Annotated in this window: 10 protein-coding genes, 1 rRNA gene and 3 pseudogenes (1 of these 14 cut by a window edge); 13 read left to right on the top strand and 1 reads right to left on the bottom strand. The window is 38.2% G+C overall.

Going from position 1 to position 17,478, the window contains the following annotated elements; translation table 11 throughout:
* Positions 1-172 precede the first annotated feature (172 nt).
* Positions 173-2,322: pseudogene (locus QK255_RS11345) on the top strand (helix-turn-helix transcriptional regulator).
* A 353-nt stretch (positions 2,323-2,675) separates the two neighbouring features.
* Here QK255_RS11345 and QK255_RS11340 read toward each other — a convergent pair.
* Positions 2,676-3,548, bottom strand: coding sequence for a carbohydrate ABC transporter permease (locus QK255_RS11340; RefSeq protein WP_002329939.1), 873 nt, complete (start codon positions 3,546-3,548; stop codon positions 2,676-2,678).
* A 297-nt stretch (positions 3,549-3,845) separates the two neighbouring features.
* On the opposite strand from QK255_RS11340, the gene QK255_RS11335 reads away from it, so the two are divergent.
* From QK255_RS11335 to QK255_RS11280, 12 genes and pseudogenes are all read left to right on the top strand, one after another.
* A complete protein-coding gene (locus QK255_RS11335; RefSeq protein WP_002329940.1) occupies positions 3,846-4,820 on the top strand; it encodes an ABC transporter permease in 975 nt (324 codons plus the stop codon).
* Between the two features lie 21 nt (positions 4,821-4,841).
* Positions 4,842-5,534 (top strand): YesL family protein, encoded by a 693-nt coding sequence (locus QK255_RS11330; protein WP_002316990.1) that lies wholly within the window; start codon positions 4,842-4,844, stop codon positions 5,532-5,534.
* Complete coding sequence (locus QK255_RS11325; protein WP_002329941.1) at positions 5,500-7,008, top strand: extracellular solute-binding protein; 1,509 nt, start codon at positions 5,500-5,502, stop codon at positions 7,006-7,008. Before QK255_RS11330 ends, QK255_RS11325 begins: the two co-directional genes overlap by 35 nt.
* 73 nt (positions 7,009-7,081) lie before the next feature.
* A pseudogene (locus QK255_RS11320) lies at positions 7,082-8,185 on the top strand (glycoside hydrolase family 88/105 protein).
* Between the two features lie 2 nt (positions 8,186-8,187).
* Positions 8,188-9,525: a glycoside hydrolase family 28 protein gene (locus tag QK255_RS11315; RefSeq protein WP_002342347.1), complete on the top strand. Its 1,338-nt coding sequence runs from the start codon at positions 8,188-8,190 to the stop codon at positions 9,523-9,525.
* Positions 9,512-10,390 carry a dienelactone hydrolase family protein gene (locus QK255_RS11310; RefSeq protein ID WP_002390625.1) on the top strand — a complete coding sequence of 293 codons (879 nt, stop codon included), beginning with the start codon at positions 9,512-9,514 and terminating at the stop codon, positions 10,388-10,390. Before QK255_RS11315 ends, QK255_RS11310 begins: the two co-directional genes overlap by 14 nt.
* Positions 10,387-11,310 carry a pectinesterase family protein gene (locus tag QK255_RS11305; protein WP_002329946.1) on the top strand — a complete coding sequence of 308 codons (924 nt, stop codon included), beginning with the start codon at positions 10,387-10,389 and terminating at the stop codon, positions 11,308-11,310. The genes QK255_RS11310 and QK255_RS11305 overlap by 4 nt, the downstream gene beginning before the upstream one ends.
* Positions 11,307-11,717 carry a DUF4064 domain-containing protein gene (locus QK255_RS11300; protein ID WP_002329947.1) on the top strand — a complete coding sequence of 137 codons (411 nt, stop codon included), beginning with the start codon at positions 11,307-11,309 and terminating at the stop codon, positions 11,715-11,717. The genes QK255_RS11305 and QK255_RS11300 overlap by 4 nt, the downstream gene beginning before the upstream one ends.
* Positions 11,718-11,720: 3 nt before the next feature.
* Positions 11,721-13,288 (top strand): annotated as a pseudogene (locus QK255_RS11295) (glycoside hydrolase family 43 protein).
* Positions 13,289-13,528: 240 nt separating this feature from the next.
* Positions 13,529-14,947, top strand: a complete 1,419-nt coding sequence (locus QK255_RS11290; RefSeq protein WP_002342348.1) for an MFS transporter — start codon at positions 13,529-13,531, stop codon at positions 14,945-14,947.
* Positions 14,937-16,268, top strand: a complete 1,332-nt coding sequence (locus QK255_RS11285; protein ID WP_002329951.1) for a glycoside hydrolase family 28 protein — start codon at positions 14,937-14,939, stop codon at positions 16,266-16,268. Before QK255_RS11290 ends, QK255_RS11285 begins: the two co-directional genes overlap by 11 nt.
* A gap of 525 nt (positions 16,269-16,793) precedes the next feature.
* Positions 16,794-17,478, top strand: a 16S ribosomal RNA gene (locus tag QK255_RS11280); it runs 876 nt beyond the window's last position.

The raw sequence follows: 17,478 nt of genomic DNA, 5'->3' as shown, positions 1-17,478 counted from the left end.
TACGATAAGTCAATAGATCTTTGGTATGAAAAGATTGCACACGTTAAAAATTACTTGGATTTTTATTTTTAATTATGCTATTCTTAAAAGCGGGGAATGCTCATTTAATTAGATGAGTATCAATTTTACAGAAAAATGAAAGCCTTTTATTTAAAGGAAAGAGAGGAAGAAAATGAAGAAAAGTACAGTGTTTTATAAAATATTTTTACCGATGTTTTTATTAGGAGCCGTACTTGTCATAGGATTTAGTTTATTTATTTATCAGAATACCTATGAGTCGATCGAATCGAGTTATTTAACAGATAAAAAGAACCTGCTCAGGCAAGTCAAAACGAACGTTGAATGGAAAATCAGAACGATCGAATATTCGTTTTCTACGTATGGTTCGACCAAAAATTTCTCGGATATATTCAAGCATCCACTGACATATACAAATTACTCCACTTATTCTGAAATCAGGAAAGAGCTAAACTTTATAGAAACAATTGTTATGGATGATAATAATTATGATTTACTCAGTTTAGCTGGTAAATGGGGAGTAATCAATGGATCGTTGACTCAACTGACTGAAGAGGAAGTTGAAAGGTATCAACAAAAGTACATAAATAACAAAGATAATTTATTTTGGCAAAAGAAAAATATGCATTGGGAATTGCTACGATAGAGAAACATACAATAGAACAAGTTGTTGGGGAAAGCGGAGAAGATATACTTTCTATCGAAAACGAAGATGGAAAGCTTTTTTCTACACAGAAAGTAAAAGAAGAAGAGCAGCCAGATGCATTAGCGGATGTGGATCTAGATTACAACCAGTTGAAAGTGATAAGAGAAAATGGGACATCCTATATCGTACTGAAATCAGATTATAATAATTGGATTTACAGATTAGAAGTTGATTCTAGTGCAATTGGAGCAACGATTCGCAATCTGAGAATCGGGTTAGTTGCAGTGTCTTTGACGCTAGTAGGACTGATCGGTCTCCTTTCCTATTTATTTTCGGATAGATTTGCCCGTCCAATTTCTCAAATTCAGGAACGTTTGAATCTTAAATCAAAAGGATTCAGTGGGAAAGAACTAGATTTGGTCGCTCAATCAGTCAGTCGGATCATAGGAGAAAAAGAAGCGTTAAGTGCACACTTAGTTACCCAAAAGCCGCAACTAGAAACGTTATTTGTACTCAGTTTATTTAGAAATCGAGTAGAAAGGCGAGAACTAGATCAGCGGTTGCAGCAATTTGGTTATAGTTCTCAAACTGACTGCTATTATACGGCCTTGGTTCAAATCGATCTGTTAGAAGATAGTCACGGTGGAGAGCGTGATTTGCTACTTTTAGCAATCAACAACATGATCACGGAAATTGTGCCAAAGGAAAATCGAATGCTGCCGATCGTTTTGAATGAAGAAATGCAAGCCACTATTTATCGAATGGATAAAGACGATGCAGAAGCAAGCAAAAAAGTCATGGAGTATTGCCGACTCATTCAAAAACGTGTAAAAGAATACTTGAAATTAACTGTGAGTATAGGTATCAGTAACCGGTTCGAAACGCTGAATGAAAGCAAGCAATCGGTTGACCGAGCAAAAGAAGCCCTATATTATCGTGTAAATACTGGTCCGAGTTCGATCATATTTTATCAGGAAATTGTTCCTGCTGCGCATGAAAAAACGCTTATTAGATATCCAGTAGAAGAACAGAATCGATTGTTTGAAGCTATTCGTTCCGGAAATCAGGAAGTAAGGAAGTTGGTACATGAATTAATTAATGCATTGTTCGCACAAAATAAAAATCCTCTGAGCCGAGAAGTAGTTTCGGTCCGTTTGATCAATGAGCTCGTTCAATTAGGGCAGTTATTGGGAGTAGATTCAAAAAATTTTGATAACATGAAACAAATCTATGTAAAAGCATTGAACAATTATCATCCCAAAGAGCTAGAAAAACTTGTTTTAGAACAATTAGTCTTGCCAATCACAGAATGTTCTCAAGCAATCACTGATCATGAATTTAAAAATCTTTCGGAGAATATCATGAACATCGTCTATACAGAATATGACCGTGATCTATCTCTAGATGTGATTGCTGATAGGTTGCACTATAACCCTAATTATTTAAGCAATGTATTTAAAAAGGAAACAGGAGAAAAATTTGGTGATTTCGTTCAAAATCATCGTCTAGAGGTAGCGAAAAAGTGGTTGAAAGAAACCAATCTCTCTGTAAAAGAGATTGCAGAAAGACTGCAATATCGAAATCTGCAAAATTTTATTCGTTTCTTCAAAAAGAAAGAATCAATCACTCCGGGAGAATATCGAAAAAAATATTTGTGAAACAAGAGGCTGTTTTTCTTGTGGTCTGATTCAAGCAATAAAAGAGGACAGCGAAAAACAGCATTTCATGTTTTGTGGCTGGCTGATTTTATTGCCGCAGAATCAACAAGATAAACGCCGTTTAAACAAGAGGCTGTTTTTCTTGTGGTCTGATTCAAGCAATAAAAGAAAGGAGAATAACCTTAGTATTTGTCTTTATGAATAGTTAAATTTCAAGGCTAAGCACGCAAAAAGGACTGTGACCAAAGCTTTGTCACAATCCTTTTTTGCGAATAAACGGTATTCAAGAGACAGCTTATAAAAATAAGGCTGAACGTCTCTTTCATAACCTCTATTTTATGTTCCATACATAATCAACCTTTGACAGAACCTACGAGTGCGCCTTTGACAAAGTATTTCTGAACAAAAGGATAAGCAATCAGCATAGGGACTGTGGCAATAACGATAACAGCCATTTTAACTGTTTGTGCTGGTGGAATCACATCAACGGCACTACTTTCTGCTTGCATCCCGCTTGATACAATGACGATCTGACGTAAAAGAATCTGTATCGGCCATTTAGATGAATCGTTGATATACAAAATAGCGGTCATATAAGTGTTCCAGTAAGTAACAGCATAAAAAAGTGAAATAGTAGCAATAGACGGTAACGCTAATGGCAGCATGATTTTGAAAAATACACCGAAATCTGTGCAACCATCCATTTTTGCCGATTCTTCCAAACTATCCGGCAAGGCTTGGAAAAAGTTTCTCATAATGATCATGTTCATTGCATTAACAGCTACAGGCAAGATCATTGCCCAATAAGAATTGACCAGTCCCAGAGAACGAACAACTAAGAATGTGGGAATCATCCCCCCGCTGAACAACATAGAAAATACAACAAGAAAGTTGACGAATCCTCGACCAAACAAGTATTTTCTGGAAAGCCCGTATGCCATCAGTGAAGTTGCGCACATGCTGACGATCGTCCCAACCCCGGTAACGCCAATCGAAACAGCAAGTGCTCTAAAAATAGTTGGCGTAGATAGAATATAACGATACGCGTCTAGAGAAAAGGTAGTAGGGAAAAGGATAAATTTTTTCGCGACGACTTCTTGTGTAGAAGCGAAAGATGTAGCGATGATATTTAAAAAAGGCACGATACAGATCAAAGCTAGCAAGATCAGAAACGTATTGTTGAAAAATGTAAAACTTCTTTCTCCTATAGAGACTTTCTTTTTCATATAGATAGGCTCCTCCTCAAAATAAATTAAATGTTCTGTTTCTATGTATTCAATTTATCATCGGTGAAAGATTACGTATATAATCATTTCCTACGTTAAGTGTCAGATAGAAAAAAATAGAATAGTTACTAGGCGTATCTTATTTGTGAAGAAATACACTTATATATTTTGCAAGTATAAAAATCGCTGCTGTGTAAGCGTTTTTACATGCGATAAAAATGATTATATACGTAATTCGGATAGTTATCTATCATAAAGACATAAGCAGCAAACATTCATAAAACTAAGGAGGGGCTTATGGAAAGTGTAAAGAAACAAGAACCATTTCAACTGACGCTATCGAAAAAAGAAGAAAAGCTCAGAAGACGAAAAAAAATAATTGCAGGAATCAAAACGAATAAATTTTTATACGTGATGATTCTGCCGGGGGTCCTTTATTTCCTGATCTTTAGGTATCTTCCTATGGGAGGGCTCGTTATTGCTTTTCAAGATTATCAACCATTTTTAGGGATAATGGGCAGTCCTTGGGTGGGATTCAAACATTTCATTCGTTTGTTTACAGAGCCGACTTTCTTTACTTTATTAAGGAATACTTTGATCTTGTTCGGGTTAAATATCTTCGTGTTTTTTCCGATGCCAATTATTTTGTCCCTACTATTAAACGAAGTAACGAACAAGCGACTGAAAAGTGGGATTCAAACGATCATTTACATCCCTCATTTCATGTCTTGGGTAATCATCGTTTCGATTACTTATGTATTTTTGAACGTTGACGGAGGGGTATTGAATGAATTCCTTGCAACGATGGGATTTGAAAAAATCAGTTTTCTGACATCTCCTGAGTGGACACGAACAGTCTATATTGGACAAGTAATCTGGAAAGAGTTGGGCTGGTCTACGATCATCTACCTTTCAGCAATCACTGCAGTAGATACACAGTTATATGAAGCAGCTGAAATGGATGGCGCAGGACGCTTGCGAAAAACATGGCATGTTACATTGACGGCGATTCGTCCAGTAATCATTACCTTGCTGATTCTAAAAATCGGTCAGACACTGGACTTAGGTTTCGAGCATATGTACTTGTTATTGAATTCATTGAATCGAAGTGTTGCAGAAATTTTCGACACCTACATTTATACAGCTGGATTGAAGAATGGACAATTAAGTTTCAGTACAGCAATGGGATTGTTTAAAGGGGTCGTAGGATTATTCATGGTAATTTTAGCTAACAAGATCGCCAAAAAGCTAGGAGAAGACGGCGTTTACTAATTTAGAAAGAGAGGAAAAGACATGCTGCAGTCATTAGATAAAATAAATGGAAGGCTAAATCGTATTTTACAGTTGGTTTATTTGAATTTTCTGTGGGGTGGTTTAGTCATTGCAGGTCTGGGGGTTTTTACTTTTGGTCCTGCATCTTATGCAATGGTTGCAGTGATTAGAAAATGGCTGCGCACAAAAGAAACATTTCCTTTGACGAAAACGTACTTCTCATATTTTAAAGAAAACTATCGTGAAACCTTGCTGATGAGCTGGATATACGGCGTCATCGGAGTTGTTTTACTTGTGGATCTTTCTTTCATACACAATTGGTATCTTAGAATCGCTTTGTATATTGCTGCGTTCTTGTATTTGCTCTCAGCACTCTATATTTTTCCAATCATGGCACATTATGATTGGAAAGGATATTTTTTCAAAATGAAAATGGCATTTTTGTTCGGATTCTCTCATCTTCATTATTCATTAGTATTAATACTAAGTCTGGTGGGTATTTACCTGATGATCATCCAAACAATGCCAGGTGTTTTAACCTTTATCGGTGGCAGTCTCTTCTTTTCCGCAGTCACGTGGACAGCAAATTCTATATTTTGCCATTTGGAATGGAAGAACTCATATACAGAAAAAACAGAAGAAAACAAAAATATCATTAAAACAGTGAAGGAGAAAATTTATGAAAAAAGCAACGCTCGTAAAATTAGGTCTTAGTTTTGCAGGAATTTTAGCACTTGCCGCATGTGGCAACAGTTCAAACAACAGTTCTTCAGAAACAGAAGATGGGAAAACCAAAATCACTTGGTTGAATATTTTACACCATGCTTCCCCACCAACTGACACAATCGTGAATCTAATAGAAGAAAAAACCGATACGGAACTTACATTCAATTGGATTCCTGATGCTTCAAAAGAAGAAAGACTGACAACTGCATTGGCTTCTGACGAACTAGGAGATATCGTTACACTTCAAATTGCTATGCTGAAAAACTCTTCTGTCCGAAGTGCGTTGAAATCAGGCGTATTCTGGGATGTATCGGAATATTTAAAAGACTATAAAAACTTAAGCCAAATCTCTGAGGATAGAATCGAAGCTGCAAGTATCGACGGAGCATTGTATGGTGTGCCAATGCAAAAGGACTATGCTCGTGCTGGTTTAGTCATTCGAAAAGACTGGTTGGATAATCTTGGATTAGATGTTCCAACTACGATGGATGAACTTTACGAAGTAGCTAAACAATTTACAGAAAACGATCCAGATGGAAATGGTGTGGATGATACAGTTGGTTTTGGTGATCGTGCGCCTAGTGATATTCGTTATACCAGCTTTAAGCTGTTCACTTCTTATTTTGGAGCACCGAATGGCTGGGCTGTAGATGATAATGGCAAATTTACTCCAGAATTTGATACAGAAGAATACATGAAAGCGTTGAACTTCTCAAGAGATCTATTTGAGAATGGCTATTTGGCACAAGATTTTGCGGTTACTCAAAAGACTGACCAGCAAGAACAATTTGCACAAGGAAAAACAGGAATCTACACTGGGATGGTGGATATCAAGAACCTGAAGACAATGGGACAAGGTATTCAAGATGATATGGAATTAGTCCCTGTAAACAAGATTTCAGATGGTGAAGGCGGAGGTTATCATGTTTGGTCAGAAGGAAATGGTATTGGTGGTTTGTTAGCATTCCCTAAATCACAAGTAAAAGACGAAGCACAATTGAAGAAATTACTGCAATTTGTTGATGATCTTCTAGAAGAAGATATGTATAAATTGATGACTGGTGGTATTGAGGGAACACATTATGAATTGAATGATGATGGTTCTATCGAATTTATCGATATGGATCTTTGGCAACAAGAAGTGCAACCGCTATCAAGTTCTCGCCCTAGTGAAGTAACGTTCTCTTTCAAAGACGCAGATCCTGAAAAAGAATTGTCGAATCAATTGATCAAAGAAAACGAAGAATTCGCTGTAATGGATCCTTCTGTGCCATTGGATTCACCGACGAACAATGAAGTAGGATCGGAAATCGAAAAAATCGTTATTGATGCTACAGTGCAATACATCATGGGACAGCTTGACGAAGAAGGATTCAAGAAAGCTGTAGAAGACTGGAAAGCACAAGGAGGCGACCGAATCACACAAGAATACGAGGAAGCATACAAAGCAGCGGCACAGTAATATAGACGATTGGGACAAATACTTCTTGGTATTTGTCCTAAATCCTATTTTAATTTTTAAAGGAGAGCAAATAATGGAAAACTGGTCAAAGAGATTAGCAAAAAGCATCATGGAAAGAACACCTCGCTTATATGAAGAAAAGTGGTATAAAGGAAAATGGTCTTATGACTATGGCGTCGTACTTAAAGGGTTCCAATTACTTTGGGAACAAACCCAAGAAAAAATTTATTTTGATTTCATAAAAGACAATATCGACTATTTCGTGCAAGAAGATGGAACGATCCGTGGCTACAGCGTTGAAGAATACAATATCGACCATGTAAATACAGGAAAGCTTTTCTTTTTATTGTACAAAGAAACAGGCGAAGAAAAATATAAAAAAGCAGCAGAACTCCTTTCCCGGCAGTTGGCAAACCATCCGCGTACATCCGAAGGGGCTTTTTGGCATAAAGAAATTTATCCTTATCAAATTTGGTAAGATGGATTATATATGGGCTCACCTTTTTATGCTGAATTTATCCAGAATTTTAGTGAGGAAAAAGATTACCAAGATGTCTTGAGACAGTTTGAAATCAGCTATAAACATTTATTTGATCCAAAAACAAATTTACTGATCCATGCATGGGATGAAAAGAAAGTCCAACCATGGGCTGATCCAGAAACAGGTTTATCTCATCATTTCTGGAGTCGATCGATTGGCTGGTATCTGATGGCTGCGGCAGATACCTATGAATTGCTTCATGCGGAAACGGATTGTTCTTTGCTGAAGGAAATTTTAGAAAAGACATTGACCGCATTACTTCCGTATCAAGAAGAAAACAGTGGGACATGGTATCAAGTAACAACAGAAACAAAACGGAAAGGAAATTATCTGGAAGCTTCTGGCAGCAGTATGTTTGTTTACGCAATGGCTAAAGGGATACGCTTAGGCTTGCTGAACAAAGAAGAGTGGCTGCCGCAAGTGAAAAAATCTCATCAAGGACTACTCGATGAATTTGTTCTTGAAACAAAAGAAGGCTGGTTGAACTTGAACAAAAACTGTCAAGTAGCAGGGTTAGGCGGAGCAGAACAGCGAGATGGTTCATACGCTTACTACATCAGTGAGCCGATTATTTGTAATGATCAAAAAGGTGTCGGTGCATTCTTGCAAGCATTGATCGAAGTGGAGGCATTATAAGTATGTATGATATTTTGACATTCGGTGCATCAATTGATGAATTGAATACTGAAGCAATACAACAAGCGATTGATGCAGCAGCAAGCGCAGGAGGCGGAACCGTAGTTGTGCCAGCAGGTGAATTTTTAACAGGGGCTTTATTTTTAAAAAGCAATGTAGAACTTCATTTGAGCGCAGGGGCGGTTTTGAAATTCTCTGACGATCCAAAAGATTATCCTATTGTTCATTCACGTTGGGAAGGAGTCCATCGAAAAGTCTATGCTTCCTGTATCTATGCACAAAATGTAGAGAACATCTCTGTCACTGGTTTCGGTACATTAGATGGAAATGGAAAAAAATGGTGGCATACTTTCCGAAACGAACCAGATAATCTGGCTTATCCTCGTCCTAAATTGATGAGTTTCCATAACTGCCATCGAATCACTGTGAAAGATATCAAACTGATCCAGTCACCAAGCTGGACGATCAACCCAATTCTTTGTAGCAACGCGACGTTTGACAACTTGACGATTTTGAACCCGGCGGATTCACCAAATACAGACGGCATCGATCCAGAATCCTGCAAAAATGTGCGTATTAGTAATTGCCATATTGACGTGGGAGATGACTGTATCGCAATCAAAGCAGGGACTGAAGATACGTACGAAAGAATTGCTTGTGAAAATATCACGATTACAAATTGCACGATGGTCCATGGACACGGAGGGGTCGTGTTAGGAAGTGAAATGAGTGGTAGTATACGTAATATTACCATTTCAAATTGTATCTTCCAAGAAACTGATCGAGGAATACGATTGAAATCTAGACGAGGTCGAGGCGGGAACGTTGAAGATATTCGAGTATCCAATATAGTCATGGATAATGTGATGTGTCCATTTATACTGAATCTTTATTATTTCTGCGGTCCGCGAGGAAAAGAACCATATGTATGGGAAAAAACGGCTTATCCGATAGATGAGCGGACACCAGCATTCAGAAGGATCCATTTTTCGAATATCACGGCAAGGAATGTCCATGCTTCTGCAGGATTTATTTATGGATTAGCAGAACAGTTTATACAAGAAATCACATTTGATAATATTGATGTTTCAATGGCCCAAGATGCAGTTCCCGGTGTCCCTGCTATGATGAAAGGGATAGAGGAAATGAGCAAGCAAGGATTTTACATTGGTTTTGCGGAGAAGGTTACCTTTAATCAAATGACGATTGAGAATCATGAAGGACCAGCATTTCTATTAGAAAATACGAAAGAAATCAGTATTGAGAAATTCCGGTCAACTCAATCGGAAAACATGGATGATCTGGTTGTTCGTAAAAATTTTGCTTATGCAGTTGAATGACTTTTTAGGTGATCCATCTAGCAGACTTACTCCTAGTGGAAAGCGATTATACAGAGAAAAACAAAATGGGTTTATGCTTGAATATTATCAACTGTACTTAAATGAATTGGAAACAGTACCAGTACTTTATGCTTACCCGGAGAAAGAAGGACCGTTTCCGACGGTCCTTTACCTGCATTCTCACGGCGGAGATTTTTCAGTCGGGAAAAGTGAATTGATCCATGGTGCTCCTTACTTAGCTTCTCCATCTTTTGCAGAAGTACTGACAGGAATGGGATATGCTGTTTGGTCGATTGATGCTTGGGGATTTGAAGAACGCGGAGGTATTTCCGAAAGCGAGTTGTTCAAACAATTTTTATTAACAGGAAAAACATTATGGGGAATGCGTATTTATGATGTGATCAGCTTGATCGATTATTTGGAGACAAGGGAAGACACAGATACTCAACGGATCGCAACGATTGGTCTTTCTATGGGAGGCTTATTAAGCTGGTGGGTGGCGGCATTGGATTCTCGTGTCAAAGTTTGTATTGATCTAGCGGCACAGGTGGACATCGAAACACTTTTGCTACATCGTCGCCTAGATCATCATGGGTTTTATTACTATGTGCCAAACCTACTGACAGCTTATACAACGTTAGCAATCCAAGAAAAAATCGCTCCGCGCCCTCGTCTTAGCTTAGTTGGAAAAAACGATACGATGTGCTTGGACGAAGGCGTACTGAAGCTGAGAAAAGGACTGGACAAGAAGTATCGATCAATGGGTAGTCCAGAAAACTTTTCTTCTTTTTCTTTAACAGGCGGTCATATGGAAACACAAGAAATGAGAAACATTTGGAAACAATTCATAAGGGAGCATTTATGAGGATGAAAGACAAACTGATAATTGGAAAAAATTCTATAGATACCCCGACGGATTTTGAAACTATCCAAGAAGGAATCGATTATTTGGCAGACCTGCCGGATAGCCATCCAAAGGTCTTGATAGTAAAAGAAGGAAGATATGATGAATATATAGAAAGTAGATTATCCAATTTTAAACTTGTGGGAACAGGAACAGTAGTGATCTCTGGTAATCGTTTTGCAAAACAGGAGTATCTTGACGGTAGCCAGTTAGGGACTTTCCGAAGTGCTACTTTTTTCTTAGAAGGATCGAATGTCGTATTAGAAAATCTTTACATCGAAAATACAGCAGGTCCAGGAGAAAAAGTAGGTCAAGCTGTTGCTTTATTCAATTCAGGAGATCGCGTATTGTTAAAAAACTGTCGACTAACTGGTTATCAGGATACTTTATGCACGGGTCCGTTGCCTGACTTGCAAAAAGATGGTACACCTTTTTGTACACCGGCTTCTGCCAATCCTGATTATTGTCGTCAGACCTATGAATATTGTTGGATTGAAGGAACGGTGGATTTCATATTTGGTGGGGCAGATGCAGTTTTTCGCCAGTGCCGTATCCATAGCTTAGCCAGTAAAAATCCTGGATACATCACAGCAGCATCTACGCCGAAAAATCAAAAATCAGGGTATCGTTTTGAAAGCTGTACCTTGACTGCAGAGCCTGATACTAGAAACGTCTATTTAGGAAGACCGTGGCGTCCGTATGCAAATGTCGTGTTTGAAGCGTGTAAGATAGGTGGGCATGTTCACCCAACTGGTTGGGACAATTGGGATGACAAGAAAAATGAACAGACTGCCAAATTCTCTGAACGAAATAACAATTATGAAACACCAATCAAAAGACCTGAATGGATCCATTTAGAAAAGCAGGGGGTTCTGAAATGAAAAGAAAATGGGAACTATTGCTAGGAATGATCGGTGGCAGCCTATCTCTGATTTTCTTTGGCGGGTTAGCAGTTACTTTAAGTAATATGTCTGCGTCAGAGTTTAAAAAAAGTTATCAGTCGCTTGCTGTCGATCATCCAACTTTGTCTTTAGAAAATACATTTGAGCTATTACAGGACATGACTGGTCTGTTTGCCGTTGTATTGTTTATTTCACTTTCTTTTTTAGCAGTAGCACTATTTTTGACGGCTAAAGGAAAATACTTAACAACTGCCACTGGCTTGTATTTTATAACGGGAGTTATATTGTTGGTCGGCACTCAGTTTATTGCGTTTCCTTTTGCATTTTTTTATTTTGCCGCTGGGGTATTCAGTTTGTATCGAGTAAGAATAAGAAAGGAAGCCTGAATCATGCAGACTATCAAAGTGAAAAATCCTATTTTAAGAGGGTTCAATCCAGATCCTAATATTTTAAGAGCGAAAGACCGATATTACATTATTGTCTCCTCTTTTGAATGGCTTCCAGGAATTCGAGTATATGAGTCGAAGAATTTAGTCAATTGGTCACATACAACGGATATTTTGACCACTCAAGTATCTTTGCAAGGAAATCCTACAAACGGAAGCATATGGGCACCGCAAATCAGTTATGCTGATGGATTGTTCTATCTTGTTTACACAGATGTCAAAAGTGCAGGCCGTCCGTTTAAAGATGTCCACAATTACTTGATTACTGCATCTGAGATCACAGGACCTTGGTCCGAACCGATTTATTTAAATAGTAACGGCTTTGATCCTTCTTTGTTTCATGATTTGGAAACAGGAAAAAATGGCTTGTCAATGAATTATGGGATTATCGTCTGGACACACCGAATAAATCCAGCGGTATCGTATTGCAAGAATATGATGCAGAGAAGAAGAAGCTTGACGGTCCCATCTATAAAATATTTGCAGGTACAGAATTAGCGAAAACAGAGGCACCGCATTTGTATTTTCGTAACGGGTATTATTATTTGAGGACAGCAGAAGGCGGTACAGGAAGAGGACATTCAGTCACAGTCTGCCGAGCAAAGAAGATTACTGGTCCTTACGAGCTTGATCCTGGTTTTCCTATGCTGACAGCTAGTGACAAACCTGCTTCTACATTGCAATGTACAGGACATGGGAGCTTAGTACAAACCCCGTCAGGAAAATGGTACATGACATATCTTTGTACCAGACCATTAAACGGTGCGGCTATTTTGGGAAGAGAAACCGCTATCCAAGAAGTGTATTGGACGTCCGACGATTGGTTAAGGCTTAAAGATAACCAGACAACTCCGATGGAAGAAATAATGATTGAGACGAATGAAGAGGTACAACAAGAGAGAGATCATCAGTTTATGGATACATTTGAAGGAGAGTTAAAAAAGAACTGGAATGCCAGACGTATTTTGCCAAGGGCTGATTGGTGTGATACAAAAACTAGACCTGGTTTTTTACGACTGATTGCCGGTGAATCTCTTCAATCTACCTTTGACCATCATTTATTAGCTATTCGGCAAACGGATTTTACTTTTGATGCGGAGACAGCATTTGAATATACACCTAATAATTTTAATCAGATGGCTGGACTGGTATTGTACCTAAATGAATCCAATTATATTTATTGCTATGTTACTTGGAATGAGAACAAGGGAAAATGTCTTCGTATGATAGAATCAGAAAACGGAGTTGCACAAATAGAAGATTGGAGGATTCCACTCACAGAAAAGAAGACTTTCTTGAAAGTAGCCGTAAGGAAAGAGACAGCACAGTTTTATTTGAAAGACACACCATCTGAAGAATGGAAGGAAGTAGGTCTACAAAAAAACATGTGTATACTCTCAGGTGGATTTACCGGGAATTTTATCGGGATAGTCGTACATGATTTGAATAGAAAAAGAGGAAGTTATGCGGACTTTGAATTTTTTAAGTACGAAGGAAAAGATCTTGAATAATCTAACTCTCTAATAAATAGAGATTCACTAACTTGTTTTTGCTAGTTAGTGAATCTTTTTGTTTATCTATGATGTTATGAAAATAATATTAATGCCCTTTTCTGACAATGTTTTTAAACGTATTTTTGTTTTTTTTCTGTCAAGATAATGCAATAAAATGTCAATATTGTGAATATCAAAACAAGAAAAAAAGAGTTATAATTTTGAAAACGTTTACTAGAAGAGGTAGGAGGAATTCAAATGCTTTCACAAAATGCTGTTACAGCAAATACAGTAAAAAAAGAAAAAAAGGAATTTGGGATTTCCGATAAGATAGGCTACATGTTCGGTGATTTAGGTAACTGTTTTATTTTAGGTTTGGTCAATAGTTTCTTGATGATTTATTATACGAATGTTCTTGGTGTTTCAGGAGCAATTGTAGGTACGTTATTCTTGATTTCAAGAATTTTGGATGCGTTTGCTGATGTGATGGTTGGAAGATTATGCGATGTCTCAGAGTTAACAGAAGCTGGCCGATTTATTCCTTGGATCAGAAAAATGAAATATCCATTTTGCTTAGTGACAGTCATTTTGTTTTTACCATTCGTCCAACATCTTCCAATGACGGTGAAGATTGCATATATTTTTGTTTCATATATTGTTTATGGTATTTTTCTGTCAACAATCAATATCCCTTACGGAGCAATGGCAGCAGCCATTAGTTCAAATCTTAATGACCGCACCTCGCTATCCACATTCCGAAGCATTGGTTCTGCGATTGGCGGGTCAACTACAGGGTTCTTTATCCCGATTTTGATGTACACCCATAACAAGAGTGGGCAGCAAGTCGTTTCGGGGAATCATTTCTTTTGGATTTCCATCGGATGTGCGGCAATTGCATTTGTCGCATACATGCTGACTTGTAAATTGACTACTGAACGAGTAAGAGTTGTCAAAAACGAAAAAGTGCCTGCTTCTCAGTTGGTAAAAGGTTTGTTGGCTAACCGAGCACTGATTATTTTAGTCATTGTTGACATTTTCATTGTGATCAATCAGATTTTAGCTGGGACGAATATGACTTATTTATTTAATGATTACTTCCATAATAAACAAGCAATGTCTGTTGCTCTTTTATTTACTTACGGAACAGTAGTAGTTTTAGCACCATTTGCTACAAAGCTGACAAAATTATTTGGTAAAAAGGAAGCAAGCGTATTTGCGTTACTCGCTTCTTCATGTATGTACTTGCTGATGTATTTCCTTCATATAACAAATGCATGGGTATATCTGATTCTTTTATTTATTGCTACTTTAGGATCTGGTTTATTCAATTTGATGGTCTGGGCATTCATTACTGACGTGATTGACTATCATCAATATAAGACAGGCTTAAGAGAAGATGGAACAGTATACGGAGTGAATTCTTTTGCGAAAAAAGTAGGACAAGCGTGCGCAGGAGCAGTCGGAGGATTTATGCTAGCACTCATTGGTTACCAATCGTCTACAACAGGTGGAGCCATCCAATCAGTTTTAGTACAAGAAAGAATTTATACGATGGCAAACTTGCTACCAGCATTCTGTTTATTTGTATCCGCAATCATTTTGTTAGTAGGGTATCCGCTGAATCGTTCGAAAACTGTGTTTATTGGTGAAGAATTAAAAAAAATCAATGAAAGATAAGGAGAAAAGTATTGCAGACAAAAAAGAGTTCATCAATGCTTTAGACTTTAAAACAAACGACATTCAACAAGATGATACAGTAATGCTGCAAAAGGCAATCAATCAAGGTGCAAAAGAACACTTGCCCGTATTTATTCCAAAAGGTATTTATTTAGTCGGCGCACTTTTTTTAAAAGATAAGAGCCATCTCATTTTCGAAGAAGGGGCTGTTCTCAAGGGAAAAACAGAGATCGAAGCATTTCCAGAGATTGATACACGAGTTGCTGGAATAGAAATGAAATGGCCAGCAGCGATTTTGAATGTTCTCTCAGCAAAAGATATTCTTATAGAAGGAAAAGGAATAATCGACGGTCAAGGAGAGCATTGGTGGGAACTATATTGGGGGAAAGACCAAAAAAGCGGAACAAGAGCTGAATATGATCGAAAGGGACTGCGTTGGATTGCAGATTATGCTATTAAGCGTCCGCGCGCGTGTTTACTGTATCATGCAGAACATGTTGTCATTCGTGATTTGATTTTTCAAAAATCAGGTTTTTGGAACCTGCAAATCACTTATTCTAACGATGTATTAGTAGAAAAAGTAATCATCCGTCATAATGATGGGCCAAGTACAGATGGGATTGATATTGATTCTTCAACAGATGTGCGTATCTATGAATGTGATTTGGCCTGTGGTGATGATTGTATCGCTATTAAATCTGGCAGGGACGGTAACGGTGCAAGAGTCAATCGAAAATCATCAAGAATCGAGATTGCGAGATGTAACATTCGTTCAGGTTACGGTGTAACTATTGGTAGCGAAGTTAGTGCTGGAATTAGTGATGTGTATATTCACGATATCGATTTTTTTCAGTCAGACTGTGGTATTCGAATGAAATCTTCAAGAGAAAGAGGGGGAGTGATTGAAAATATCAGGGTAGAAAACCTGAATATGATGGATGTACAATTTCCGTTTTCTTGGATAATGGACTGGCATAATGAATATAATAGAAAAAATAGCAATGATCTTGAACGAATGCCAGAAAGTTGGCAAGCAGTGGCTGAAGAAATACCTGAATCAAAACAAATGACAAAAGTCAGAAACATACATGTCAAAAATGTACAGGCAAGTCTTTCTCCAGGCTATCCACTTCCTTCTCGGGCTTTTGACTTGGTAGCATTTCCTGAAAAACCTATAGAAGATGTCTGCTTTACTCATTGTACAATAACTGCAAAAGAATTTGGACGGATCGAAGCAGTTCAAAACTTATGTTTCGAAAGCTGTATTCTATCAATAGAAACAGGGAACACAGTTGCAAACAATACTTTTGACAATCGTTGAAATTATAATAAGGTCAAGCTAAAATATTATTTTAGCTTGACCTTTATTTTTTTTAATGATATATTAAACAACGTTGTCGCATCTGATTGAAACATTTTGTGAAAATTCCAAAAAAGAGTTGACACATGTTTTTAGACGTGATAAGATAACTGAGTCGTTAAAAAAGAACAGCTTGCGAAGCTTGATTCTATCGGAAAAAACTTCAAAAAAGTTCTTGACAAATAACGAACAATAAGTTATGATAAATGAGTTGCTGAAAGATTTCGAAAAACGAAATCGAAAAAAACTTTTAAAAAAGAGTTGACAATCACTTGTCACTCTGATATGATATAAAAGTTGCTACGGCAGCCAAAAATAAATCGGAAAAACACTTCCGATGAAGTAGACCTTTGAAAACTGAACAAAGTAAGACAAACCAAATGTGTAGGGCGTCTTGATTCAATTCAAGACAACAAACATTTTTTAACAAGCAAGCAATATGCTAGCAAACAAATTGAGCTTAACAATCGCAAGATTGTTCGAACTTTTTATGAGAGTTTGATCCTGGCTCAGGACGAACGCTGGCGGCGTGCCTAATACATGCAAGTCGTACGCTTCTTTTTCCACCGGAGCTTGCTCCACCGGAAAAAGAAGAGTGGCGAACGGGTGAGTAACACGTGGGTAACCTGCCCATCAGAAGGGGATAACACTTGGAAACAGGTGCTAATACCGTATAACAATCGAAACCGCATGGTTTTGATTTGAAAGGCGCTTTCGGGTGTCGCTGATGGATGGACCCGCGGTGCATTAGCTAGTTGGTGAGGTAACGGCTCACCAAGGCCACGATGCATAGCCGACCTGAGAGGGTGATCGGCCACATTGGGACTGAGACACGGCCCAAACTCCTACGGGAGGCAGCAGTAGGGAATCTTCGGCAATGGACGAAAGTCTGACCGAGCAACGCCGCGTGAGTGAAGAAGGTTTTCGGATCGTAAAACTCTGTTGTTAGAGAAGAACAAGGATGAGAGTAACTGTTCATCCCTTGACGGTATCTAACCAGAAAGCCACGGCTAACTACGTGCCAGCAGCCGCGGTAATACGTAGGTGGCAAGCGTTGTCCGGATTTATTGGGCGTAAAGCGAGCGCAGGCGGTTTCTTAAGTCTGATGTGAAAGCCCCCGGCTCAACCGGGGAGGGTCATTGGAAACTGGGAGACTTGAGTGCAGAAGAGG

Origin of the sequence: Enterococcus sp. ZQ21, from assembly GCF_030053755.1 — a bacterium.
GTDB lineage: Bacteria > Bacillota > Bacilli > Lactobacillales > Enterococcaceae > Enterococcus_B > Enterococcus_B lactis.
The sequence above is the reverse complement of the archived record's forward strand: the minus strand, read 5'-3'. Positions and strand labels throughout refer to the sequence as shown.